The organism is Nostoc sp. PA-18-2419 (genome assembly GCF_005869855.1).
GTDB lineage: Bacteria > Cyanobacteriota > Cyanobacteriia > Cyanobacteriales > Nostocaceae > Nostoc.
The window spans coordinates 51,279-76,990 of the sequence record NZ_SZNH01000030.1; the positions used below are offsets into that span (position 1 = coordinate 51,279).

Here is a 25,712-nt window from a genome sequence, read left to right on the forward strand (position 1 = left end):
AATTGCTAATAATTAATTCACTTGCGCGTCAGGTTTGCAATTTGGTCATCGTAACTGCTGTTTGCCCAACGTACGTAAATAAAAATTAATATCCATGCTGAGACTATTACCAGCGCCCCTAGTAAAATTCCCAGACTCAGACCTGGAACTACTAATGACCCCAACAGGGGCTTATTGAAGGCGATTAACAGGATAAAACCAAAGTAAATTAACATCATGGCTCCGCTCAGAATCAGGGATACTCGCCAACGTTCAGCCGCGAGAGCCTGGAGAGCCTTTGTGCGATTGTTCATGTCTTCCTTGAGGTTGAGAAGATTAGGTCAGATTGTCTCATTGAAGTTGATTTCTGGATAATTTTCTTAAAGATTATTAGTAAATCTATTGCAGCATCAGGTAATAAAATTAACTTTTAAAAAAAATATACAAAGTAAAAAGACAGTAGTGACTATATTTTCATATACGTGAAACTACAGTTGGCATTAAATATCAAAAAAGCTGAAATATCGATGATTTATTATCTAGTTATTGACTCAGGAGTAGTTTCTTCTCTTGAAATACCTAAGTAAGGGCTAAAAATATCAAATCTTTATCTCTAAAAACTTAAACTTAATCCGTATCTACTGGTACTTGTTTCACCTTTAAAGTGTTATCAAAAATTTTTTATTAGCTAGATAATCAATTAAAAATAATTTGCTTTTTTAAGTTTTCTTTATCGTAAATACCAAATAATACCGGAGATTATTACGTGTTAAATTAGTAAAATTTATATCATTAATTTGTAAATATGCAGATGGGCACTATTAAAATATAGTAAATTATGATACTAAAATTATCTGACTCAGCTTTGCTATGCGTTGCAATTGGCAGAGATAAGAACTCGATGGTTGTAGTGAGAAAAAGCTGACTTTGAAGAAGTGTCTGGCTTGGCGATCGCTCATATCAACTAATTTGGAATATCTCGTTTTGCAAAATATTTCGGAAAGAATGCGAAAAGCATCAACTTCAGTTTGTAGATCCGTATATATCTACAAAGGTGAGATGCACGTTTTAACCTAGTCCTTAAAAAGCCCAAATTTTAGCTTCTACCATACCAAAAACCAAAATATATGTTTATTGAAACATTAATTACAGAGCCGATTTATTTTTTCCGAATCATTATAATTGTCATATTTTCTATCACTTTACATGAACTTGCTCACGGCTGGGCTGCTATGACTCAGGGAGATAACACTCCCCAAAAAACTGGTCATCTCACGCTTAATCCTATAGTTCATATGGGCAAGGAATCAATCATATTTCTCTGTCTCATGGGTATAGCTTGGGGACAAATGCCGATCAATCCTTCTAAGTTTCGTTCTCCTAAGTTCGGCAATATTTTAGTATCCGCAGCTGGGCCATTATCAAATCTGACTTTAGGTATTCTATTTATTGTGATGCTCAAACTTCTTTCTAATTTGAGTTTTTCAGGACTCTTTAGTGTCGAATTTATTTACTTAGCGGCTCGAATCAATTTGACCTTATTTCTGTTTAATCTCTTACCAATTCCACCACTTGATGGCTTTCATGTCTTCAGTGAAATTTTCCCAAAGCTAAAACCATTAGAACATACCCAATTCGGACTTTTTGCACTGATGCTTCTATTCATAATTCCAGAATTTGGCACGGGACTTGGTGAGATTGCTGATTTAGTTATTCAGTCCGCAGTGGGAACACAAACATTAGCATTTTAGATAAATCTAAAGGACAATTTGAATTAAATTTAAATTAGAACTTGTGGTTTTTGCGAATGCGTTACGCTTTGCTAACGTACTACGACTCTACTCAATTGGGGAAACCCACTGTTACAAGGCTGGCTTCCCTAAATATACTTAAATTTTCTCCCCAATAAAATCAGATTGCTAGATATAATGACTTCAGTAATCTTAACATTGAAGTTAGTGGATATGCTTAGTTACCTTGAAGGCAGAACTTGAGTGGTAAGATTACTGTGTTTGATCTGGAAGACTTTTTTTACCTTTCATCTGACCTATTCTGTATTATCGGACAAGATGGTTTTTACCAGCAAGTGAATCCAGCATGGGAACGAATGTTGGGATGGAAAGCCGAAAACTTGATCGGACATCCGTGGTTGGAATTAGTGCATCCAGAGGATATCACAAGCAGTCAGCTGCCAACAGAACCACAGCAGCAGTTACACTGGGATAGTCGTTATCTTCATAAAGATGGCAGTTATCGCTGGCTGTGTTGGAGTTTATCAACTTCTCAAAAGGGACTCATCTATGCAGTAGGTAAAGACATCAGTCAACAACTGCGGCGAATAGAAGCGCTACAAACTGAACGCCAAAGCCTTTATAACCTACTTAATCAGTTACCAGCCTTTCTCTATCTTCAACCCAAGGATTACGGGGTGGGATTTTTTAACCAACGCTTTCGCGAGGTATTTGGAGACCCCACAGGTAAACGTTGTTACGAGGCGATCGCTGGATTAAAACAACCTTGTCCTGAATGTCCTACCTTTCGTGTTTTTAACAGCAACGCTCCGCAACTCTGGGAATGGGTAGATAGTAAAACAGATCGGGTATATCAGATTTATGATTATCCATTCAAGGATATGAATGGTGAGCCGATGGTTGTAGAAATGGGTTTAGATATTACTGCTGTCAAAAAAGCCGAGGCTGCTTTGCGAGAGCGGGAGCAGGAATTAATCCTAAAAAATCAACAACTTCAAGAAACCCTTGAACAATTACAAAAAACCCAAACACAATTAATTCAAACAGAGAAGATGTCTTCTTTGGGACAATTGGTCGCAGGTGTAGCTCATGAAATTAATAATCCGATTAACTTTATCAATGGGAATATCACTCATGCTAAAGAATATATCCGACAATTATTAAAAATACTGCAACTTTACCAAAAAGAATATCCCCAACCAACACCAGTGATTCAGGAAGAAATAGAAGCGATAGAGTTAGATTTTTTAATTGAAGACCTAAAGAAATTACTAAATTCAATGCAAATTGGTAGCGATCGCATTAGTAACATTGTACTTTCATTGCGGAACTTTTCGCGACTAGATGAAGCAGAAATGAAAGCAGTCAATATCCACGAGGGAATTGATAGTACGCTAATGATTTTGCAAAATCGCCTCAAAGCTAAGCCTGATAGTTCCCAAATCCAAATTATTAAAGAGTATGCTCAACTTCCTCTAATAGAGTGTTACGCAGGTCAACTTAACCAGGTATTTATAAATATTATTACTAATGCGATTGATGCTTTGGAAGAGTTACATATTAAAAATCAGCAGTCAAGTTGCAATCCACAAATCACTATTCGTACTGAGTTACTCAACTCAAATAGGGTTGCTATTGAGATTGCTGACAACGGAGGGGGTATGTCTCAAGAAATTCAACAACGTCTATTCGATCCCTTCTTCACGACTAAAGTAGTAGGTAAAGGAACTGGTTTGGGGATGTCAATTAGCTATCAAATTATCACAGAAAAACATCGGGGACAACTGCGATGTTTTTCATCTTTAGGAAAAGGAGCAAAGTTGATAATTGAAATTCCTATTCAGCAAAATAAACGTATAAAAGTAAATTTATTGAGTAAACATATAAAATAATCAAGCTGCTGATAATAATTAATATTTTTGATATATAAGTTTTTTAAAAATTATCAATTAGATTTGTAATATATCTTTTTAGTGGTACAAGCTTTTGTACCACTACTATCTAATCAGTAAAATTAGAATTGCTTTGCTATGCAATCTAATTTTATATACCAACCGAAACAAGTTTACTGTAATATTCTATTTTTGTATAAAGACTTATAATACTATTACCAACTGCAAAAAGAGTACCTTTTTGCTCATTTTTAGAAAATTGCAAATTGGGATATTTAGCAGCAGCTTCTTCAGCAGTCATGGCTTTTACTTGTATTGTTTCTGGTAATACTCCAGTACAACCAATGTAAAATACTAAGGGAGAAATCTTATATTGGTAAATTTTTTCGATATATTGCTCTAACTTGGTATTTGCAGTTGTTAAAGCTGTAACCATTTCTTCTTTACTGATTTGTTTGCCAGTTTGTTTATCCTGCAATAACTGTACCAAACTATCAGCACCAACTTTCGTAAGAAGATTTACGACTATACCATTTTGTTCAAGTCCAAGAAAATTATCAAAAATTGGGAACATCAACTCATCTACTTTTGTAATCTTAATGCGTGATGATAGTAGCCTCTGCCTAACGGTAAGGTTTTCATTAAATACCATCTCAAAACTTGGCTTAGTGATAATTTCTCCAGTCTTTTTATCATAAAGACGATACATTCTATTTAGAAATTTGTTAGCAGAATGTAACTTACTCAAATTCAGAATATCTTGACTACCAATGTCTATTTTATAACTCAATCTCGATTCAAGAGTACCATTTACTAAAGCCTGCTGGATATCTGTGTATTCATTAGTTGTCGGAAAGTTGATGTAAACATTCTTGGAGAGATAGTGATTTTTAAGCTCATCTAACTGTTCTGGTACAAATAGATCTGATTGCTTTTTCAAATGAGCAGAAATAATACTATTAAGTATTTTAATTTCTGCAAGGTGGTTGAATAGTCCATCAATGTTGCTGTAATCACTATCAGCAGCTACAAGCGGCAAGTTATCTAGCCGGATACTATATTTAACACGAAAGTCAAAATCTTTTGCATCCAACACACCTTTTTCTTTAAGCAAATCAAAAAGTTTTTTACTACTAATTTTGACTTTTAAGGATTTGATGTTGATTTTGCCGTCCCTGACAACGGTATAATTGTTAAAGCTATTGAGGTTATTGACTAACAAACCTGCTATTTCAAGAGTTGGAGTTTTATCAACCACTTTCGCAAGTTTGACTTGACGTTTGATTAGCATATTAATAGTAGCGGTATTGCGATTAAAATGAAACTCGCCCATACCAATATATTCAGCATTATCTATATTTTCTATTCGCAACCAAGGTTGGAGTAGTTTCCCTTTTTCGTCTCTCACACCTTTAACACGCTTGATACCTGTTCTCTGATAATTTTCTTCCAGGTCTTTAATATTAACGATAATATTGTTGCGATATTCTCCAAGAATTTGGATGAGTTCTACTAGAGAAATCTTATTATTTTTCATCTTATCACCTTTGAGGAAAACTGTAGTTAATCAAATTGATTAATTTGCCAAAATAAGCTATTTAAACTGTGCAAAATAGAAGAGTAAACAGATAAGAAATTGATGCCAATTGGCATATTCCACACAAACAAATACTGTGCGATCGCAATTGCTTCACTAACTAGCTACTATGGGCGTTCAGTGATTACAAAGTTTGGGTATTTCCTACCAAACTTAAAGTTACATACTCACCGGATCTTCATTTATAGTACGATTGTACCATAAGCTTGTCAAGTTGTGTAGCCGTTGAGCTATAAGACGTGAGAATAAACCAGTTCCACATCCAATATCAAGAACGTTGTCGCAGTGTAATGGTAACTATTTGAGAAGAAAATTGTGATAATGACTGTTGTGATTCCAATCTTGTTGCCCATGCAAAGCAATTGGGTTAAAATCAACGGCGAATTTTTTCAATTAAGGTATGATTTTTGCACATTTAGGCTCCAGGTTTGAAATAATCAAAAAGGCGATCGCCTGAATCAGCGCGAATCAATGCTACAACTACATCTGGTAAAGCAGCTAAACTGGGGTACACTAAATAGCGTGCTTCCCAACGGGGATGGAACTTCTCTTTATAGGCGTGCAATCCTTGGAAATTGTAGAAGCGACTCAAATGCTCGTAAAGATAGTGCAATATTTTCTCTAAGCGGCGTGATTCTGGGTTATCTCCAACTCCTGCTAGGGCAGAAAGACCAAAATTAAAGCTATCATAACCATATTCTTTAAAATGCTGGAGCAGCGAAATAAATAAAAAGTCCATTGTGCCATTTTCAATGGACGGGCGGTAGCGCATCATATCAATAGTTGCTTCGTTGAGTTGATACTCTGGGATAATATTAGCAAAGGCGATGATTTGACCTTCTGGACTATGCATCACAGCAATTTCGCACCCTCGCAAATAAGCTTCATCAAACCAACCTAAAGAAAAGTGTTTTTCCGAACCTTGTACCATATTTAGCCATTCATCGCTTACAGGTTTAAGTAAGTGCAATAAATCATTATCAATTGGTGGTTGGTAAAAGTTAATTCGGTATCCTAATTTAGTTAAACGATTGATTGATGGTCTAAAATTTTTCCCCGCTTTACCTTGTAAAGTAAAACTTTTCAAGTCAACGATCGCTTCTTCTCCAATCTTGAGTACTCGAAATCCCAATAATTTGTAAAGTTCAACATCTTCGGGCAAAGTTTGGTAAAAAGCAGAATACCAATCATTGCGTTGACAAAACTGTTGAAAAGCAATAATTGTCTCTTTGCGGTCTTCAATTGGCCCTATGGGATCACCTAAGGCGATCGCACCTCGTCCTTTGGGAACATAAGCAATCACACTTTTACTAGAAGGACTGAAATAATAACTTTTATCATTTAAAAGTGTCAAAGCTGCTAAAGAAGAACGTCCATATTTTTCGACAATTTCTTTAGCTTTTTGTCGCTCGTTAGGAGTTACTAAATTACGCCATAACACAGGTTGTAATAGCATTATTATTGCGTATGTAATAGTAACTGCTGCAATAATATAGATAGAATTAGCAAAAAAATCTCCAAATTTGCTTTTTGGTTGTAGTCCCAAATTGTCCTCGGTGAAGAACATTGCTAAAGTCTGAAGTATAGCTTGACGCCAATTAAAATTCTCTGAAAACTTACCGTCTAATAAATAAAATCCAATGGTTCCGTATGCGAGAGTAAATAATAAAGCACCGAGAAGCACTCGGACTCCCTGTGCAATAGAAGGACGGTCTGATTGCGCTGTAAAAATATGGCGCATCACAATTAATTGCACTAATAAAACCCCAGAGAGGAGACTTTCTTCATAGTCTAATCCTTTCAGTAAGTGGCTGAAAATAGAAACTATTAGCAGACTAATTATAAGTAACCAAGCTACTCTTTTTCTTCGTAATAAATTAGTAGCAAGTGTAAGTAAAATAAACCCAGTCAATGCTGCAAAAATATGACCAGTAGCACGAATGTCAAATGGTAAAAATTCTTTTAACCATTGATTTCTTCCGTAGAGGTTAGGTGTGACTGCTGATAACAAATTTACTACGCCAACTAAGCCTGTGAGTAACGCTGCACTCCAAAGTCCAATCTGAGTTTTGAAATTATTTGTCATTTTTAATAGTTTTACTGTTAAAATTCTTAAATTCTAACTCCTAAATTTTTAAACTGTTTTCCTACATAGGAGAGAGAATCTTTGAGATGTTTGTGAAAGTAGTTCCAGCCGATATCGGCACCAGATAAACCATGACCACCCGGAAATGCATAAAATACATGAGCAATGCCTAACTGATTTAAGGTTGCGTTGAAGGCTTTGGTAGAAGCTAATAAATTAGTATCATTCACACCTGCGTCTAAGTAAATTCGCAATTGTTTTCTATCTGGAATTGGTAGCTGTTGGACAATTTGTTCAGGACTATTTTGTGAACCACTGCTATCAGTAAAATAACCGCTATGACTAAATAAAATATCGAAGTTGTTGAGATAGCGTAACCCGATATTAAAAGCTCCCCATCCCCCAGAGGATATACCTCCTAGCGCCCAAAATTGGGGTTTTTCTAATGTGCGGTAGCGTGACTTGACAACTTGTACTAATTCTGAACCAATCAAAGTCCCTACTTTGCCATTTGGGCCGTCAAAATAATCAGGATCGTACAAAGGACTCGAACCGCGATTATCATTACCATCAGGTGTAATCACAATTGATGGTGGTAATTTCTTAGTTTGATAAAGTTCATGCAACACCTCTATAATTGCATATTTATCAGCATAAGCACGAGCATCGTCATGTCCTCCATGCAGTAAGAATATCACGGGGTAACGCTTTTGCTGATTTTTGTGATAGTCAGGCGGTAAAATCACACCATAGCTGCGAACTGCACCCATCGCTTGGGAGTTGAAGGTTGCCAATTGAAATTTTAGTCCAGTATTTGCTTGTTCTTGGGGTGGGTCTAGTTGCGGTGCACCTAAGATAAATACATAATAATAACCAGCAGTGGTCAGGAGTGCGATCGCTCCTAATAAACTAATTAAAATTTGAGAATTTTTGATTTTCATATAAAAGCCTATTTAATTGTTTAACAAAAATTTCCGAAACTGGAATCTGTTATAACCCTGCTTTGAAAATAGGGAATGGGGGTCTGGAATTACCTTAAATAAAAAAGCAAAATATTACTGCTGTTTACAGTTGACAGTCAACAGTCAGTAGTAAGATTTTTCCAACTAAAATAAAATTGCTATATGTGCTTTCTAAATACAAAATTTCCATCACCTTTTTAAATATTCCCTATTGGGACTAGTTCTTCATTTAAAAAGCTTAAACAAATCATATATCAATCCTGTGTCAACACGATGGAAACTTTACGACTAGTTGTAAAATACTCAGATGTCTATACCTAAGTCACAAAAATATCAATAAATTATGAAATTCAGTTTAAATATAACTACGAACCACAAAATTCTCAACTTCTCAACAAGTTAAAGATTTGAGTTACAAATTTGATAATTTAACAGATTCTAGTCAGTTCAATTTAGTTTCTTATACCAATTTGAAAAAAGAATGCGATAGATACATAAGCTGCTCCACATATAAATTGCATAATTATGGCCGGCAAGATGCCCACCCCACAAGACTTTAATGAGATTTAGATATGTAAACTAGATGTGGAACAGCTTATCTCCAAAACCTTGTGCTGTCTGGATTCTTAATCTGTGAATTTTGTTAGCGCAGCTAAGCCCCCGCGTCTCTTGCGTGTCTCGTAGAGAGCGTCATTTTGAATTGGTATTACTTGTATCACAACCCTCAATGATTTGTCGCTCTAGTACTTTTGTTCAGTCTGCCAAATAGGAATGTCAGGCTTGTCCTTTACATTCTAGGGTTTTCAGGATTGAGCCTTGATTAAATCAGCAATCACCTTCACCAGATTTTCTGGCTCAATTGGTTTGGTAACATGTCTTAGAAACCCTACTGCGATCGCTTGCTGTTGGTTGATTTCTCCAGCATAGGCAGTCAGAGCGATCGCCAAAATTTCTCTGTCTTGAGGGCGCATGATTGCCCGGATTTGCTGCATCAGCATATAGCCGTCCATCTGAGGCATTCCAATATCGCTAATCAATACATCAAAGTTTGTTTGCTTAAAAGCTTGCAAAGCTTCGATTGCAGAAGTTGCTGAGGTAACGAGAGCACCACTTTGCTCTAGTACAAAAGCAATCAAATTTCGTGTGTCTGTATCGTCATCGACTAGCAAAACTCGCAGATTTACCAGGGCAAGCGATGAGGAACTCCCTATGAGAGATAAAGAAGTTGATTCATCCAAATGCCTCTGGTTTTCATCTTTTAAAAGCGGCAGTCTGACAGTGAATCTAGCCCCCTGTCCAACTCCTGGGCTGTCTGCGCGAACGGTTCCCCCGTGCAGTTCCACCAAGTGATGAACGATCGCCAACCCTAACCCTAATCCACCAAATGCGCGAGTTGTTGTACTATCGGCTTGACGGAAGTATTCAAATACATGGGGGAGAAAGTCTGGATCGATACCCTTACCTGTATCTCTAACTTGAATCTGAGCTTCGGCTCCTATGCTGTTAAGTTCAATTTCCACGCTTCCACCATCAGGTGTAAACTTAACAGCGTTAGTAAGTAAATTCCAGATGATTTGCTGTACGCGCGCAGAATCCCCAAGGATTTGCCCTACCTCTTTTTCAAACACCATCTCAACTGAAATCGATTTGGCTTGAGCCGCTAACTGCACGGTTTCCATTGCGGCTGTGATGGTTGATGCCAGGTTAATAGGAGCCATGTTGAGACTAAGTTTACCACGCAATATGCGAGAGACATCTAACAAATCCTCAATTAGTTGTACCTGTAGCTTGGCATTGCGTTCGATTGTTTCTAAAGCATAAGCTGTCTTTGCAGCATTTAATCTACCGCTACGAAGCATACTCGACCAACCTAAAATCGGATTGAGGGGCGATCGCAACTCGTGGGACAGTACCGCTAAAAACTCATCTTTAATTCGATTTGCAGTTTCGGCAGCTTGGCGGGCGGCTTGTTCTCGTTGCAGAATTTGTTCTCGTTCAGCTTCGATGCGCTTGCGCTCGGTGATATTCTTGAACAGAAGGGCAACTTTACAGTTCTTTGGCTGTCCAACACGGCAGGCATATACCTCAAACCAACGATTCATCACTTCAGAACCATTCTCGAAACGAATTGATTCGCCTGTCAGCGCGACTTTACCGTAAATCTCATACCACTGAACTTCAAGATTTGGAAGTATCTGACGCGCCGTTTTGCCCACTGCTTGTACTATTCCCGTTTGTTTCTCGAATGCTGGATTGGTTTGCAAAAAACGGTAATCAATCGGCGTATTGTTTTCATCAAACAGCATTTCGATGATGCAGAAGCCATCATCAATGGACTCAAACAGCGTTCGATAGCGTTCCTCCGAACGGCGCAAGGCTTCTTCAGCAAGTTTTAGTTCGGTAATATCAATGAGTGCGCCAGGAAAAGAAACAGCACTGCCACCCGCATCATACTCGACTTGCCCGCAAGCCGACAGCCATCGCTCCTCGCCACTGGCAGTGCGAACGCGGTATTGGGCGGCATACCTCTGACCCGATTTAATCGCTTGATTAATTGCAGGCAAAACGCTCAAGCGGTCTTCTTCGTGCATGGCATCGATAAACAGTTTGATGGGCAACCCTTCTGTGGTCGCAAGCGCAGGGTCTACGGCAAACAAGTCAGCAAATGCAGCATTGACAATGACGCAATCGCTCTTGATGTTCCAGCGCCAAGTGTAAACTGCTCCAGCCACCAAAGCGGACTCTAATTGCACATGCGCTTCTCGCAGCGCAATTTGGGCTTGGCTTTCGTGCTGCCCTGCATCAACAGCCGCTTGACGGGCGCGACTACTTTGCAGGGCTGCGGTGGTAAAATTTGCCAAGCTCGTCATCAGCCGCACATCTTCGCTATCGAAGTGGTGTTGCTCGTCGTGAGACAAGATCCAGACCGTGCCGATAGGCTGCTTGTCAATGACTAAAGGAATAACTAAGCCTTCAACAATTGCAGGTTTAATTTGTTGCAAGTAAGTGAAGTACCGTTCGGGGTAAAAATAAAGTTCGGGCGATCGCCTCTCTAAACACACTCCACAAGCGCTAAAATTACCTGGGGTTGTCCGCTGCTCGTATTGCTCTAACTCTCCAGCCAGTGCTACCCAACGAAAAATTGACTCTCCACTGGAGGATATTTCTAATAAACTGACCCCGGCAGTTCCCGCTTGACAAAGACCCCTAGCAATACCAACAAGGGTTTTGAGCATACTTTGGGGCGATTGAACAAGTTGCTGAGCCAGAGTATGTAGAGCTTGGTTCTCAGCTTGCAAATCAGATGTTTTGGGCGAGCGACGAGACAGTTTTTCTGTAATCAGAATGTCTTCCAAACTAATTTGCTTCTGGTCTTCACAGGTCATTGCCAAGCTCCATCTCTGGAAAATACCAATCCAATAATACTTTTCCCAGTACGCCCACCAAGCAGCTGCTCTTTAATCTAATTAAGTGCCATTGGGGACGACGTACTATGTGCGTTCTCACAGCAATTCACGGTTTTAAATGAAATGCCCAAATTAGCAGCAAACTCTTGTCGAGAATTTAAGTGTCGTCGCTTGAATAATTACTCAAACGAGGGAATACTCAATCGTTTTTGACTGGACTATTCAGATATACTTTATTCTAGTTTTCAATTGTAATGAAAAGCTTAATTTCAGGAGAGCGCAAAGTTTTTTTCACAAGTGCGATTCATATCCTTTACTCGATTGTCAGCGATCGCAATATAAGCTAAACACAATCAAAGAGCAACTCAATGAACTGTGAGTGACGACTTGCGGCGAACAACAGTTCGGTGATTCTGGACTCAAAACTTAGCACTACTGCAATTCGTTGCCTAACAACTGGTTCACCCGATTGGGTGAATGCGATCGCCTAGTCAGGAACTACTCTAAAAGAAGGTGCAGTTTTGATTGTGCCAGCATCATCGCCAACAGAATCAAAACTGCTCAATTGGCTATTCTAGCTTTTAATTATACATCAATAACTTGTTTATAAAGGGTCGAATAGTGGATGAAATCGTTGTCAAATCCCTGTCTACACCAAATTGTCAGCAAGAGGTTATTAACGTGCTATCAAAAATTGCTGTCAATTTACCAGGAGTAATTTTCCAAGTTCTGCAACGACAGGATGGTTCTGTGTCTGTGCTTTATCTAAGTTCTGGTTGTCAAAATTTGTTTGAAATAGAACCAGAAGTTATTGCAGCAGACTTTCAGGTATTATCCAAACTGATTCATCCACAAGATCTAAAAGCTTTTAGAGAATCTATAACTGTTTGTAGCACTACTTTTACACCCTGGCATTGGGAAGGTCGCATCATCACGCCTAGTCGGATGAAGTGGATTCAAGCTAGTTATAGTGTAGAACCGCAACAACAAGGGGATTTGCTTTGGAATGGCTTAGTCATGGATATTACAGAGCAAAAACTAGCCCAAGAAAAATTGCAAGAGAGTGAAGCCCGCTATAAAGCAATTTTGTCTGCTATTCCCGATTTGATGTTTCGTATTAGCCGCGATGGCGAGTATCTCGACTTGAAAAGTGAGGGAGCAAATGTTACGCTCGCTCGAGAAGAAATAGTAGGAAAAAATTTGCAGGAATTATTGCCGAGTGATGTTGCAGCGATTAGCCAAGAAGCGATCGCTAAAACTTTAGACACCGGAACTCTACAAACTTGTGAATATCAGCTACCAACCCCCTTAGGAGTTAGAGATTATGAAGCGCGCTTGGTAGTTAGCGGTGAAGACGAGATTCTAGCAATTGTCCGAGATATTACAGAACGCAAACAAGCAGAAATCGCTCTCCAAAATCTTGCCCAAAAATTTGCTAAAGCTTTTAGTTGCAGTCCTGATTCAATTACTATTAGTAGCCTGAAAGAAGGACGTTTTTTAGAAGTTAACGACAGTTTTATAAAACTTTCAGGCTATCAACGAGATGAAACAATTGGTAAAACTTCTTTTGATTTAAATCTTTGGATCGATGCAGGCGATCGCCTGAAGTTAATACAGGAATTACAAGCTACAGGAGCAATTCGGAATTTAGAATTACAATTTCGGCAAAAATCTGGAAAGATAATTACAGTCTTGCTTTCAGCCGAAGTCATTGATTTGGATGGTATCCCTTGCTTACTAGCAGTTCATCACGATATTACACAACGCAAGCACCAAGAAGCCAAATTACGCCTCTCAGCAGAACGCGATCGATTGTTGGCAGAAACCCTAGTACGAATTCGGTCTTCTCTGAACTTAGAGCAAGTTCTCCAAACCACTGTTACCGAAGTTAGGCAATTTCTGCAAGCAGATCGGGTTTTTATTACTTTAAATAATGCCAATTTAGAAATTAGAACTATTGCCGAATCAGTAGACCCAAAATATCCATCCGTTTCTGGTTGGTCTACTAATGATGAAGCTTATATTCAAGAATTAAGGAACTTTTTAAAAAATAATGTTGTGCGTGTTGTTGAAGATATAACGCAAATGCCACTATCTTCCAAAGTAACAGTACACTGTCAAAAATTTCAAACTAAGGCTAGTTTGGCTGTACCAATTATGCTAGATGAAGAATTATTTGGTGCGTTAATTGCTAATCAATGCTCAGCGCCGCGTCATTGGCAACCAATAGAAATTGATTTGCTACAACAAATGTCACAACAAGTAGCGATCGCCATTCATCAAAGCCGGATTTACCAGGAACTAGCACAACTCAACACTAATTTAGAACACCAAGTACGAGAACGTACAGCACAATTGCAACAAAAAATCCAAGAAGTTGAAGAATTACATCGTATTAAAGATGTAGTTTTACACACAGTTGCCCATGATTTACGAACTTCTGTAATCGGTAACTTGATGGTATTAAAAAATTTGTTAAATCAGGGAGTGAGGAACACTCTGACGCCAGAACCAGAAAAGACACAAACACACAAAGACACGGTGACGCCCAAAGACGGCGATCTGAAGATACAAACAGTGGAAGAGAGGGAAAATTCTTTAACAGCCTCAGAGCATCTCCCCATCTTTGCGTCTTCTTCGTCACAAATTCCCATATCTCGCTCAATAATCGAGCGGATGATTCAAGGTAATGATCGCCAACTGACAATGATTAACTCATTGCTAGAAATTAATTGCAGTGAAAAACAAGGTCTGGGAATTAAACTCGAACTTGTGCAGTTTAGCACCCTATTAGCAGGAATCTTTGCTCAGTTAGAACCCATACTGACACAAAATCAAGCAACTGTAAAAAACTTGATTCCCCTAGATTTACCATTGGTGATGGCAGATGCAACTCGGTTGCAAAAAGTTGTGGCGCATTTAGTGACACGTAGCTTGGAAAATAACTTACCAGGAATAAACTTTACCCTGAGTACTACCGTTGAAGCTGGAATGATTCGCACTCAGATTCAAGATGATGGTGTAGCTATGAGTAAACTAGAGCGCGATCGGCTTTTCGATCTGCACGTCCGTGATCCCCAAGATTGTTGTTCCACAAGCATTGGCTTAAAAATGTATCTTTGTCGCCAAGTTATTAAAGCACACGGGGGCGAAATTGGTGCAATTACCAACCGCAAGCGCGGGTTAACTTTCTGGTTTACATTACCTTTAGCAACTACATCCGCAACAAATCGCCCATAAATTACCAAAAAATGCGAAGGTGTTATTTGTGGCAATCTTGAGGAAGAAAACACCTTCAACGGTATAGGCAAAGTTGCTTGGATGCTAATGGCTACCCCATTTACAACAGTGCAAAGATGGTACAGAAAAACCTTTTCTGCACCAACAACAGATAAAATTATTACTCTATACAAAGCTTGGCGCAACCAATTTTTGTGGCAGAGATTGCATTTATGGTTGTGGCTGGCGCTGATTTGTCTATTATCTTTTACTTTGCGAGACATTTACGGCTTGTTTTTCCCTTTGCAAGAGTTGGAGAAACTGCCACAATTACTCCGACCAAGAAGCATTGTACTGAATATTACAATGCTTATAAATATACTTATCTGCTTTGCCCTACATAAAACTAAATTTGGTCGTCATCGTCCAGATTTATTATTTTTGGGTTCTTCTTGGTCAATTAGTCTAATATCACAGTTGTTTGCAACCCTCAGAGGTTTTGCACTACCCGATAGCATCGGTTGGTCGCTATTGTTCTTAAGTCAAGCTATCTTAATCCCAGTCTGCTGGACTCTTCACTTGCTGTCTCAAGCAAGTGTGCTAATTTACTATTTTGGTGTCAACACCGCACTTGGACTAAAAACACCAATCCCAGAACACCCAGAGATCTATAATGTAACGTTTATTTTATATATTTTTTGGTTTTGTACGATATGTGATATAGGTGTTTATCTGTACGATCGCCTGCAACGCTCTGAGTTTTACGCCCGTCAAGAACTTGAATCTGCTTACCAGAAACTCAAAGTTGCAGAAGCGAAATATCGCACCATTTTTGAAAACGCTGTAGAAGGTATCTTTCAAAGCAGTCCTGATGGACGTTACATTACAGCAAATCCTGCTTTAGCACGTATTTATGGCTACTCATCACCAGAGGAGGTAACAGCAAATTTCACTGATATTGAACACCAATTGTATGTCGATCCAAACCGCCGAGCAGAATTTGTGCGCCTGATGGAAAAGTATGGCAGGGTTTCGGAGTTCGAGTCTCAAATTTATCGCCGAGATCGGAGTATTGTTTGGATTTCCGAAAAAGCCTATGCAGTCTGTGACGAACGAGGAAAGCTGCTGTATTACGAAGGTTTGATTGAAGACATTACACAGCGCAAACAAACTGAAGAAGAACTACGAGTGTTTTTTCATGCAGTTTCTCACGACTTACGTAACCCGGTGCTAGGTACTTTGATGGTACTGAAGAATCTGCTCAACAGCGAGGGACTGGGGACTGGGGAGCAGGGACAAGGGAGACAAGAAAAAATTATGAAACCAGTCTCTTCCCAATCCCTAATCGCTGTGCAACGCTCAATTTTAGAGCGGATGATTCAAAGTAGCGATCGCCAACTTAACTTAATTAATTCGTTGATGGAAGCTCATATCAGTGAGGTGCAAGGTATTGTTTTACAACGTCAAACCGTACAATTACTGTCGATTGTCGAAGCAGCGTTAGCAGATTTAGAGCCACTAGTGGTGCAAAATCAAGCAACTATAACAAATTTGGTATCCGCATTGCCATTGGTGAATGTAGATCCTACGCAATTATGGCGAGTTTTTTCTAACTTAATTGTTAATGCTCTCAAACACAATCCGCCTGGATTGCTTTTGACAATCAACGCTACTGTTGAGGGTAATAACATTTATTGTACTGTCAGTGATAACGGTGTGGGTATTAGTCAAAAACAAAGCGATCGGCTTTTTGAGCTTTACTTTCGGGGTAGTAGCATCCGCAATTCTGTAGGTTTGGGATTGGGGTTATATCTATCCAAGCAAATTATCAATGCTCATGGTGGCGAAATTGGTATTAATCCCAATCCTCAAGCCGGAGTAACTTTCTGGTTTACATTACCTATCATTTGAAGTTCAGATCAACAGTTGTAATTGTCATTTGTTTAAAACCACTAATAAATGACGAATGACCAATAACTAAGGAAAAATTTTATGGTGAGAGGATTGAGAGTTAGTATGCTGCTGTTGGCAGTCTTAGGAAATTTAATATGGTCATTTACTGCCAAGGCAGATTATAAGGGCAAACTCACTGTGGAAATTGATGGATTAAAGAATAAACAAGGACAGGTTTGTGCGAGTATATTTGCTAACAGTCAAGGATTTCCTAACCAAGGCGATCGCGTTTTACAAGGACAGTGTATTAAGATTACTGATACTCCCTTGCTGATTACCTTTGAGAACTTGAAAGCAGGTAATTATGCCGTTGCTGTGATCCACGATCAAAATAGCGATCGCACTCTCAATCGTAATATTCTTGGTATACCCATCGAAGGCTTTGGATTTTCCAGAAACCCAGTAATTACCACCAGTGCCCCCAAATTTAGCCAAGCAGCATTTTTGGTAGCAGGACCGAACACTAATATTCAAGTCCAGTTGAAATATTTTTAGAACAGTGGGGAGTTAAAATAATTCGTAATTCGTAGTTACAATCAGTGGGGGTCTTACCCCCTCTTTAATTACGAATTACGTTAGCGAGAAACAAGGGTCATTACGAATTAGTAATTATTTGGTCAAGGAGAGCAAAAAGCTTTATCCCAAAGGTATTGGGTAAAACCAAATTTATCGAACTCAGATTTAATTACGAATTACTATGTGAATCTTCTGACCTATTGTGTTGTTCCGGTAAGGCACGTATTCTATTCATCTGACTTAAAGCGTATCGTGCTGTTGCTTGCACTTCGGCATCTGGATCTTCGAGTGCATGACAGAGTATCTGACTCATTTGATTCATCATGTCATAAACACGCGTCAAGTCACGGATTGCATTTTGCCGCACCTGTGGACTTTCATCTTGCATTGAGATTGCCAAAGCACGGTTCATCGGTTTGAGTATCCGGGCACCAATTTCGGTCAAAGCAGCCAAAATTAAACTGCTTTCTTGAGAATCAGCATCAATCATCAGGTCAACCATTGGCTGAATTGCCCGGGAATCTCCCTGCTGACCCAAATCCCAAATCGCCTTGCGCCGCTTGGTGGAGTCAGGGCTGCGTAAATCTTGAATTAATTCATCAACGATATTGAGTTTAGCAAGACGAGAAGTTCTTTCTGGTAGCAGCAATTGTGTAGTCGGTGGTAGCTGGGGTGTGTGTGGACTAGTTAGATTCTCTGGTGAAGATGTTGTAATCGGGTCTTTTTTTACTTTATTCAAACTTTTATTATTTGATATTTCCGACTTTTGTACTTGCTTGACCTGAACAAACCATCTCAGCAGGTAAAGAAATGCCCCAACACTTCCTAAAACACCAACGGCAAATATTAACCACCACACAAAACTTCTCTCACTAGGCTGAGGTTTTGCACTTGGCTTAGGAGTCGCACTACCAGAGGCAATAATTGGAGAAGTGACAATCTGATTTTTGGCTGTTAAAGCTGCTTGCAGTCTCTTCCTAGTCTCTAAACCAGCAAGACCATCTATTTTTAAACCCTTTACTTTCTGAAATTTCGCTACAGCGATTTCCGTAGCGGGGTTGTACTGTCCATTTACCACACCTCTGTAATATCCCAACTCTTTCAATTGGGTTTGTAGTCTCTGCACATCTGATTTTCGACTACCATATCTCAAAACAGTTGGACTAGCAGAAACTCTTGAATTAGCTTGTGCAAGTTCTAAAACTTCAGCTACTGGGTTAGATGTAGCTGTGCTTGGGCGATTTAAGTAAAAACCCAGGCAACAAAAACAGGAAAATATCAGGATTGAGGAACGACATAGCCTCATATTGCAAGTTTTAGCCTAAACGTGCTTTTGAAGTCATGGATATTACAATACCTTCAAGGCGTCCAAATGTTAAGTGTTATTTGTTATTTGTTATAGGAAATTAGGGATTGGTGATTCAAATACCTTATTATCCATTTCCCAGTTTCTAGTCCCCAGTCCCCACAGGGTCAAATTTTTTGGTAGATGCTTCTAAAACTGGTTGCTGCATATTAGCTTGTTCGCCGACACTAATCGTGTTATTCTGCCGTGGTAGAGTATCACGTTGGTTAATCAGGTAGATGCTGATTAAAGTCAGGAAAACACCTAGCCACTGTAAGGGGCTGAGAACTTCTGTTAGGAAGAGATTACCAAATAGTAAGGCAAAGACGGGTGTGAGAAAGGTGAGGGAACTCAGACTAGTGAGACTACCACTAGAGGCAAAGTAGAAAAATAATCCGTAGGCGATCGCACTGCCGAATACGGTAGCATAACCCAGAGCCACTAAATCGGATGCTCCTAAATTCTGCCATTGCTGGGATTCCACAACCGATGAAATACCCCATAGTGGCAATCCACCCAAAATCATATGCCATCCTGTAGCGGTCACTGGGTCAGTATGTCGGCAGACAAACCGAATTAATACTGTTCCTATTGCCATTGATAAGGCTGCTAGCAACATCAACCACTCACCACTGGCAAACAAATCTTGCCAGTTACCAATTGTGACATTTGCACCCGAATCAAGAATATAGAAAATCCATTCTTCTGGTAAACCAATCAAACTAATACCTGTGACTCCCAAGCCTAACCCCAGCCATCCCCAAAAACCAATACGTTCCTGGAATAACCACAACGATAGCAAAGCTACAGCCAAAGGTTGTGAGTCAATCATCACAGACCCTAACCCAGCACTGGTTCTGACTAATCCTTCTGCCAAAAATCCTTGAAACAATGTTCCATCCACTAAGGCAAATAAGGCAATCCATAGCCACGCAGTCCAAGTTTTTGGCTGGGGTTTACCCATCAATACTCCTGCTATCAAAATTAACACCCCAGCTGGTAACAGACGTACGCCTGCCATAAATAAGGGTGTAGTGTGGGGTATCACTCCTTTCATTGCCACCATTGCTGTCCCCCATAGGAAAAAGGGGGCAATTAACAAAACAGGAGCAAAGGTAAGTCGGAATGCACTGAGTTTCAGTTGCATGGGTTTGCAGAGGCCTTTGTTTAACAAGCGTAAAAATTGCTTTACCTAATTTTACCGAATTATGTCGTTTTATGAAGAACAAATACTTATTTGTAGCTTTAAACACCTAATACTGGCTGCTAGATGGCTTAATTTTAAATGCTATTTAAGATAAAAATGATTGGAGATATAGAATTTGTGTATTACTGAAGACTTCACTTAGAAAGCAAAAAGTCAATAAATAAGGGTCTTTTTGTAACTGAAATTTTTAATATAGCGACTCACACAAAAACCCACAGCCAAAGATTATAAAAATTTCTTTTCCTACTCTCCACTGCCTATTTTTAAGACAGGAATGAAGTTTTAAGATTATTGGATTTCATTTTTGAAGCTAATCTATTTAATCTAAACACGATTGCGAACAGAATAAATCTTGCAGGTAGTCTAACAAAATTGAGTATTAGTCAAGAATTTAGCTACATGAATTGTGCTTTTTTAAATATGGAACAACTAATACCCTTGAATGGAGTATTACTAAGTGTAAAATACTGATATATTTATATATACATAAGAATGAGGATACCTAAGTTTCTCAAGCCTAGATATCCCCTTGCAACATAACCTAACAGTAATTAAACTGTTGCCTACATTCTAGTTGCTAAGCTTATTTATTCAAATACTTCTTAGGGAGATTTATATATTCTTTCTTTAGTAGGATGAAATATAATGTAATTTTAAAGAAATATAGATGAATTAAGTATAAATCGTATAAGCGCTTGGTTGCTTGCTATCAAGTGTTTAAGTAGGTACATAACCGCTTTGCAATGTACCTGTTTTCTGCCCTCTAGGAGAAATCAGCAAAAGCAGACTTTTCTAAAGTCGCTACTAATTTCACGCGAAATTCTTCCTCAAATACTCCTTTTTTATAATCTAAACTCCATAATTCTAAGGCACAATCATCATCAAACTGGGATGGGAAAATCAAGAGATTGACTTGGCGAAATTGGGGATAATATTCACATTTAACTTGAGCAATTGCGCCAATTTGTCGCCGATCTAGCGCAACAGCTAATCTTAATATGGCACTCAATTGACTGACTATTTGTCGCTGCTGTTTAGTTAGTAAACATTGATAATTTTCATGTTTTTTCTTGGGTGGAGATTTGCGGTGATAACGGGCTAAATTGGCAATGATTTCAATCTCAGTTTCTGTATAACCGAGTAATTCACCATTGCGAATTAGATAGTAAGAATGCTTGTGATGAGACGAGTGGCTAATATAATGGCCGCAATTGTGTAATATGGCAGCTGCCCACAGTAATTGGCGCTCATCGGCTCCCCAATTGTGTAGGATACCTTGCATTTGGTCAAATAAACTTTGGGCAAATTTTGCCACGCGATCGCTATACTCTAAATTAATATGGTACTTATTAGCAAGCTTTAGAACATTGCGTTCTCGAACTGAACTTTGATAGCGCAGTTTATCTTCAATTAAACCGTGAGAAAGCATCCAGTCTACAATTACGCCTTCTCTAAGAGAACGTTCGCAGACTGTTACCGACTCAATAGACAAAAGGGTCATTGCTTCCTGTAAAATTACTGCCCCCGCAAGTATCACTTCTGACCGTTTTTCTGGCATTCCAGGTATAGCGGCCCTTTCTGCATTACTCAGTTTTCGTAAACGATTTACCAACTCCCGTAAGTCCTTGAGACTAAACTGGTAACCATTGAGAGTGGAGGGAATAGTCCCTGACTTTTCTCGCGCATGAATCATCGCTAGAGTTTCAATAGTGCCGGCCGTACCCACCAAACGCCCAGATTCTCCAAACTCCAGGTTTGCTAATACTTCATCTACAGAACGTTCCAACATTCCGCGTGCATAAGCTTGCAGATATTGAAACTCGGTATTGCTGATGGGATCAGTGGTGATTAACTCATTAGTAAGTCGCACTGCACCAACTTTGGTGCTGGTGAGAGTACGGGGTTGGTGACTGTCTCCCAAAATTAATTCTGTAGAACCGCCACCAATATCAATGATTGTGTGGGGCTGGTTGTGAAATTCCATTCCCGAGAGTACACCAAGGTAGATTCGTCGCGCTTCTTCTTGACCAGAAATCAAGTCAACGTTCAAACCCAATTCCACTTCTATACTGTGCAAAAAATCTTTACCATTGGGGGCTTCCCGTACAGCACTAGTTGCCACAGCAATGATTGTTTCAGCGTTGATTGTTTTGGCAACTTCTTGGAAGCGTCCTAAAGCAGCGATCGCTTTTTTAATAACCTCTGGTTTGAGTTCTCCTGTCGCAAGATTGCGATCGCCTAGTCTTACGGTTTCTTTTTCTCTGGCAATAATGCTAAAAGCTGGTAGTGTGGGGTCAATCTTCACCACTACCATGTGTAGAGAATTTGTTCCCAAGTCAATGGCAGCAATAATCCGGTGTTGGTCAACTGGTTGAGCTGGAATACTCTCCCAGCTAGGCGAAACTAAATTCTGCATCTAGTTTTTTCTCTATATTCAGAAGTGATGGCAAACGGTGGTATGTCGGGGTAGCTGACACTGATATTTATTGCAACACACTTGCTCAAATTCAGTGCTGAGTTACGAACTTTGAGTAAAGAAGTGAGATGTCCACTTAGCGAGAAGTCACTAGCTAGGGGCTATTTTACAGTTCTCATATAAGAGTACCGTTTAGACCCTCAAAGGGCGGCTTGTCATTGGCGTAACGCTATGGGGAAGCAGGCTACACCTAACCCTAACGTCTCCTGGAGAGAAAAGATATTTGAACTTCTTCCAAGGCGAGACGCCAAGGGCGAACGCTGACTCAACACTGGGCACTCAGTTTGGTCGAGATTAATTGAGCTAAGTATATTTACTCAACTGCTGATAACTCTAGTGACTATTTAAAGATCTTTAAAGTTGCCACTTGGGGTTATGTTTTTACAAATAACAAATAACGTTATTCTATAGATGTAAAGATGTATGAATTAGGGAATAGGAACTGGGGATTTGAGACTATGGCTGGGGGCTGGGGACAAGGGAATAAAGTTAAAAAAACTATTTTCCAATGCCCAATACCCAGTCCCCAATATCTAGTCCCCTCTCCCTACTCCCTACTCCCCATGCTATGTTAACGACACCAGAACGCGATAAAAAACCAATTTGGCTTGTAATTATTCGTCTTTTGCGCTGGCATAAACCAGAAGGACGATTAATATTGATGATTCCTGCCTTATGGGCTGTGTTTTTGGCAGCAGCTGGGAAACCGCCTTTGCCTTTGGTTGGTGTAATTGTATTAGGTACTCTCGCCACAAGTGCAGTTGGGTGTGTTGTTAATGATTTGTGGGATAAAGACATCGATCCAGAAGTGGAGAGAACGCGCGATCGCCCCTTAGCTTCTCGTGCTTTGTCTGTGAAAGTTGGGATTGTCGTCGCTTTTGTGGCGATGGCTTGTGCAGCAGTTCTGGCTTTTTATCTTAACCCGTTGAGTTTTTGGTTATCTGTAGCAGCGGTGCCTGTAATCCTGCTTTATCCAGGGGCAAAACGAGTGTTTCCGATTCCACAGTTAGTACTTTCCATCGCTTGGGGTTTTGCAGTATTAATTAGCTGGAGTGCGGTAACGCAGAGTATTTCCCAACCAACTTGGTTACTTTGGGGCGCAACTGTACTATGGACACTCGGATTTGATACAGTTTATGCTATGAGCGACAAAGAAGATGATCGCCGCATCGGTGTTAATTCTAGCGCTCTATTTTTTGGTGATTATGCCCCTGTAGCTATTGGAATTTTCTTTGCTGGCACCATCTTATTATTAGCTTGGTTGGGTGTAGTAATAAATCTTCACCTATTTTTCTGGATTAGCCTTGGACTGGCTACTATCAGCTGGGTTTGGCAATCTCTGCAATTAAGAAAGCAAAACTTACCTAACCCTGTTTATGCCCAAATGTTCCGGCAAAACGTGTGGATTGGTTTTATCTTGCTTGCTGGGATGATTTTTGGCTCTTTGTATTCATGAATTAGCGCTAAACAAAGATTTCCCGTCGTAGGCGGGTGGCGTCTCCACATCTAAAGGATTTAAAAAGTCAAATCTGAGCATTAACATCATATATACTTGAGGAATTTTGACCTGAAAAATTTAAACGGACTTTTTTGTAACAATTGTCTGCAAAAGGGCGATCGCTCCCTTGTAGGCTGTTAAGTAGCTCAACTTAATTAAATATCAAATTTGATTACGAGCAAAACTGAGTCAAAGAAGTAATCATAAAAATTACTATCTTACGTTTATTCAATGTTGACCTACTTAACAGGTGCATAACCACTGACTGTAAGCATTGCACTTACACAAACGGATAAATTTGAAATAAATAAAACTAATAACTTATATCAGTTTCGTAAAAGTCATAAAACTTGATTAAATTAAGTAAAGCAATGTAAAGTAATATTACAGACGCAAATAAACCGTCTGATTCATAAACAAACAACCGCACTTATAAAGCAATGACAGCAACCATTCAACGTCGCGAAAGCGCCAACGTATGGGAGCGGTTTGCAAGCTGGATAACCAGCACCAACAACCGTCTCTACATTGGCTGGTTCGGAGTATTAATGATACCCACGCTGCTAGCCGCCACCGCCTGTTTCGTAATCGCCTTCATCGCTGCACCTCCAGTAGACATCGATGGTATCCGCGAACCAGTAGCAGGTTCGTTACTCTACGGAAACAACATCATCTCCGGAGCAGTAGTACCTTCGTCAAACGCTATTGGTTTACACTTCTACCNCGCACTTATAAAGCAATGACAGCAACCATTCAACGTCGCGAAAGCGCCAACGTATGGGAGCGGTTTGCAAGCTGGATAACCAGCACCAACAACCGTCTCTACATTGGCTGGTTCGGAGTATTAATGATACCCACGCTGCTAGCCGCCACCGCCTGTTTCGTAATCGCCTTCATCGCTGCACCTCCAGTAGACATCGATGGTATCCGCGAACCAGTAGCAGGTTCGTTACTCTACGGAAACAACATCATCTCCGGAGCAGTAGTACCTTCGTCAAACGCTATTGGTTTACACTTCTACCCAATTTGGGAAGCAGCATCATTAGATGAGTGGCTGTACAACGGTGGTCCCTACCAGCTAGTAATCTTCCACTTTTTGATTGGTGTATTCTGCTACTTAGGTCGGGAGTGGGAACTTTCTTACCGCTTAGGAATGCGTCCTTGGATTTGCCTAGCATTCTCCGCACCAGTAGCAGCAGCTACAGCAGTATTCTTGATTTACCCCATCGGACAAGGTTCATTCTCTGACGGTATGCCTTTAGGTATTTCCGGAACCTTCAACTTCATGATTGTCTTCCAAGCGGAACACAACATTTTGATGCACCCGTTCCACATGTTAGGTGTCGCTGGTGTATTCGGTGGAAGTTTATTCTCTGCAATGCACGGTTCTTTGGTAACCTCTTCTTTAGTTCGTGAAACCAGCGAAAACGAATCTCAAAACTACGGTTACAAGTTCGGTCAAGAAGAAGAAACTTACAACATTGTTGCAGCACACGGTTACTTCGGCAGATTGATTTTCCAATACGCTAGCTTCAACAACAGCCGTTCATTGCACTTCTTCCTGGCTGCATGGCCTGTGATTGGTATCTGGTTTACGGCGTTGGGTGTCAGCACAATGGCGTTCAACTTGAACGGTTTCAACTTCAACCAATCAATCATTGATTCTCAGGGTCGTGTAGTCAACACTTGGGCTGATATCATCAACCGCGCTAACCTGGGTATGGAAGTTATGCACGAGCGCAATGCTCACAACTTCCCTCTGGACTTGGCTGCTGGTGAGGTTGCTCCTGTCGCAATCACCGCTCCTGCTATCAATGGTTAATT

General features: G+C 39.7%; 15 protein-coding genes and 1 pseudogene. 8 read left to right on the top strand and 8 right to left on the bottom strand.

Going from position 1 to position 25,712, the window contains the following annotated elements:
- Positions 1-17 precede the first annotated feature (17 nt).
- Positions 18-293: a DUF485 domain-containing protein gene (locus tag FCR06_RS24395; protein WP_138504344.1), complete on the bottom strand. Its 276-nt coding sequence runs from the start codon at positions 291-293 to the stop codon at positions 18-20.
- A gap of 813 nt (positions 294-1,106) precedes the next feature.
- On the opposite strand from FCR06_RS24395, the gene FCR06_RS24400 reads away from it, so the two are divergent.
- Positions 1,107-1,730 (top strand): site-2 protease family protein, encoded by a 624-nt coding sequence (locus tag FCR06_RS24400; RefSeq protein WP_138504346.1) that lies wholly within the window; start codon positions 1,107-1,109, stop codon positions 1,728-1,730.
- Between the two features lie 257 nt (positions 1,731-1,987).
- Positions 1,988-3,622: an ATP-binding protein gene (locus FCR06_RS24405; RefSeq protein WP_223280268.1), complete on the top strand. Its 1,635-nt coding sequence runs from the start codon at positions 1,988-1,990 to the stop codon at positions 3,620-3,622.
- Between the two features lie 151 nt (positions 3,623-3,773).
- Here the strand turns inward: FCR06_RS24405 and FCR06_RS24410 are convergent, their stop codons facing one another.
- From FCR06_RS24410 to FCR06_RS24430, 4 genes are all read right to left on the bottom strand, one after another.
- The gene (locus tag FCR06_RS24410) at positions 3,774-5,159 is read right to left on the bottom strand and encodes a hypothetical protein (RefSeq protein ID WP_138504350.1); all 1,386 of its coding nucleotides are present in this window, start codon (positions 5,157-5,159) and stop codon (positions 3,774-3,776) included.
- Positions 5,160-5,634: 475 nt separating this feature from the next.
- Positions 5,635-7,305, bottom strand: coding sequence for a phosphatidylglycerol lysyltransferase domain-containing protein (locus tag FCR06_RS24420; protein ID WP_138504352.1), 1,671 nt, complete (start codon positions 7,303-7,305; stop codon positions 5,635-5,637).
- Between the two features lie 26 nt (positions 7,306-7,331).
- Positions 7,332-8,246: an alpha/beta hydrolase gene (locus FCR06_RS24425; RefSeq protein ID WP_138504354.1), complete on the bottom strand. Its 915-nt coding sequence runs from the start codon at positions 8,244-8,246 to the stop codon at positions 7,332-7,334.
- An 824-nt stretch (positions 8,247-9,070) separates the two neighbouring features.
- Positions 9,071-11,653 (bottom strand): ATP-binding protein, encoded by a 2,583-nt coding sequence (locus FCR06_RS24430; protein WP_138504356.1) that lies wholly within the window; start codon positions 11,651-11,653, stop codon positions 9,071-9,073.
- A gap of 642 nt (positions 11,654-12,295) precedes the next feature.
- On the opposite strand from FCR06_RS24430, the gene FCR06_RS24435 reads away from it, so the two are divergent.
- The 3 genes from FCR06_RS24435 (at position 12,296) to FCR06_RS24445 (ending at position 17,341) form a co-directional block, all read left to right on the top strand.
- Positions 12,296-14,914, top strand: coding sequence for a PAS domain S-box protein (locus FCR06_RS24435; RefSeq protein ID WP_138504358.1), 2,619 nt, complete (start codon positions 12,296-12,298; stop codon positions 14,912-14,914).
- 87 nt (positions 14,915-15,001) lie between these two features.
- The gene (locus tag FCR06_RS24440; protein WP_138504360.1) at positions 15,002-16,804 is read left to right on the top strand and encodes an ATP-binding protein; all 1,803 of its coding nucleotides are present in this window, start codon (positions 15,002-15,004) and stop codon (positions 16,802-16,804) included.
- An 81-nt stretch (positions 16,805-16,885) separates the two neighbouring features.
- The gene (locus FCR06_RS24445; protein ID WP_138504362.1) at positions 16,886-17,341 is read left to right on the top strand and encodes a DUF2141 domain-containing protein; all 456 of its coding nucleotides are present in this window, start codon (positions 16,886-16,888) and stop codon (positions 17,339-17,341) included.
- A gap of 190 nt (positions 17,342-17,531) precedes the next feature.
- On the opposite strand, the gene FCR06_RS24450 is transcribed toward FCR06_RS24445, so the two are convergent.
- From FCR06_RS24450 to FCR06_RS24460, 3 genes are all read right to left on the bottom strand, one after another.
- Positions 17,532-18,668 (bottom strand): peptidoglycan-binding protein, encoded by a 1,137-nt coding sequence (locus FCR06_RS24450; RefSeq protein WP_138504364.1) that lies wholly within the window; start codon positions 18,666-18,668, stop codon positions 17,532-17,534.
- Positions 18,669-18,813: 145 nt separating this feature from the next.
- The gene (locus tag FCR06_RS24455; protein ID WP_138504366.1) at positions 18,814-19,854 is read right to left on the bottom strand and encodes a DMT family transporter; all 1,041 of its coding nucleotides are present in this window, start codon (positions 19,852-19,854) and stop codon (positions 18,814-18,816) included.
- Between the two features lie 823 nt (positions 19,855-20,677).
- Positions 20,678-22,330, bottom strand: a complete 1,653-nt coding sequence (locus tag FCR06_RS24460) for a Ppx/GppA phosphatase family protein (protein WP_138504368.1) — start codon at positions 22,328-22,330, stop codon at positions 20,678-20,680.
- 628 nt (positions 22,331-22,958) lie between these two features.
- On the opposite strand from FCR06_RS24460, the gene FCR06_RS24465 reads away from it, so the two are divergent.
- From FCR06_RS24465 to psbA, 3 genes and pseudogenes are all read left to right on the top strand, one after another.
- On the top strand, positions 22,959-23,846 hold the full coding sequence (locus FCR06_RS24465; RefSeq protein ID WP_138504378.1) for a 4-hydroxybenzoate solanesyltransferase: 888 nt from the start codon (positions 22,959-22,961) through the stop codon (positions 23,844-23,846).
- 482 nt (positions 23,847-24,328) lie between these two features.
- A pseudogene (locus FCR06_RS24470) lies at positions 24,329-24,610 on the top strand (photosystem II q(b) protein); the annotation flags it as partial.
- Positions 24,611-24,627: 17 nt separating this feature from the next.
- A complete protein-coding gene (psbA, locus tag FCR06_RS24475) occupies positions 24,628-25,710 on the top strand; it encodes a photosystem II q(b) protein (RefSeq protein ID WP_138504370.1) in 1,083 nt (360 codons plus the stop codon).
- Positions 25,711-25,712 lie beyond the last annotated feature (2 nt).

What these genes read in the sequence shown, in the direction of transcription:
- FCR06_RS24395 (WP_138504344.1), bottom strand. Translation starts at nt 293, where the DNA reads ATGAACAATCGCACAAAGGCTCTCCAGGCTCTCGCGGCTGAACGTTGG.
- FCR06_RS24400 (WP_138504346.1), top strand. Translation starts at nt 1,107, where the DNA reads ATGTTTATTGAAACATTAATTACAGAGCCGATTTATTTTTTCCGAATC.
- FCR06_RS24410 (WP_138504350.1), bottom strand. Translation starts at nt 5,159, where the DNA reads ATGAAAAATAATAAGATTTCTCTAGTAGAACTCATCCAAATTCTTGGA.
- FCR06_RS24420 (WP_138504352.1), bottom strand. Translation starts at nt 7,305, where the DNA reads ATGACAAATAATTTCAAAACTCAGATTGGACTTTGGAGTGCAGCGTTA.
- FCR06_RS24425 (WP_138504354.1), bottom strand. Translation starts at nt 8,246, where the DNA reads ATGAAAATCAAAAATTCTCAAATTTTAATTAGTTTATTAGGAGCGATC.
- FCR06_RS24430 (WP_138504356.1), bottom strand. Translation starts at nt 11,653, where the DNA reads ATGACCTGTGAAGACCAGAAGCAAATTAGTTTGGAAGACATTCTGATT.
- FCR06_RS24440 (WP_138504360.1), top strand. Translation starts at nt 15,002, where the DNA reads ATGGCTACCCCATTTACAACAGTGCAAAGATGGTACAGAAAAACCTTT.
- FCR06_RS24445 (WP_138504362.1), top strand. Translation starts at nt 16,886, where the DNA reads ATGGTGAGAGGATTGAGAGTTAGTATGCTGCTGTTGGCAGTCTTAGGA.
- FCR06_RS24450 (WP_138504364.1), bottom strand. Translation starts at nt 18,668, where the DNA reads ATGAGGCTATGTCGTTCCTCAATCCTGATATTTTCCTGTTTTTGTTGC.
- FCR06_RS24455 (WP_138504366.1), bottom strand. Translation starts at nt 19,854, where the DNA reads ATGCAACTGAAACTCAGTGCATTCCGACTTACCTTTGCTCCTGTTTTG.
- FCR06_RS24460 (WP_138504368.1), bottom strand. Translation starts at nt 22,330, where the DNA reads ATGCAGAATTTAGTTTCGCCTAGCTGGGAGAGTATTCCAGCTCAACCA.
- FCR06_RS24465 (WP_138504378.1), top strand. Translation starts at nt 22,959, where the DNA reads ATGTTAACGACACCAGAACGCGATAAAAAACCAATTTGGCTTGTAATT.
- psbA (WP_138504370.1), top strand. Translation starts at nt 24,628, where the DNA reads ATGACAGCAACCATTCAACGTCGCGAAAGCGCCAACGTATGGGAGCGG.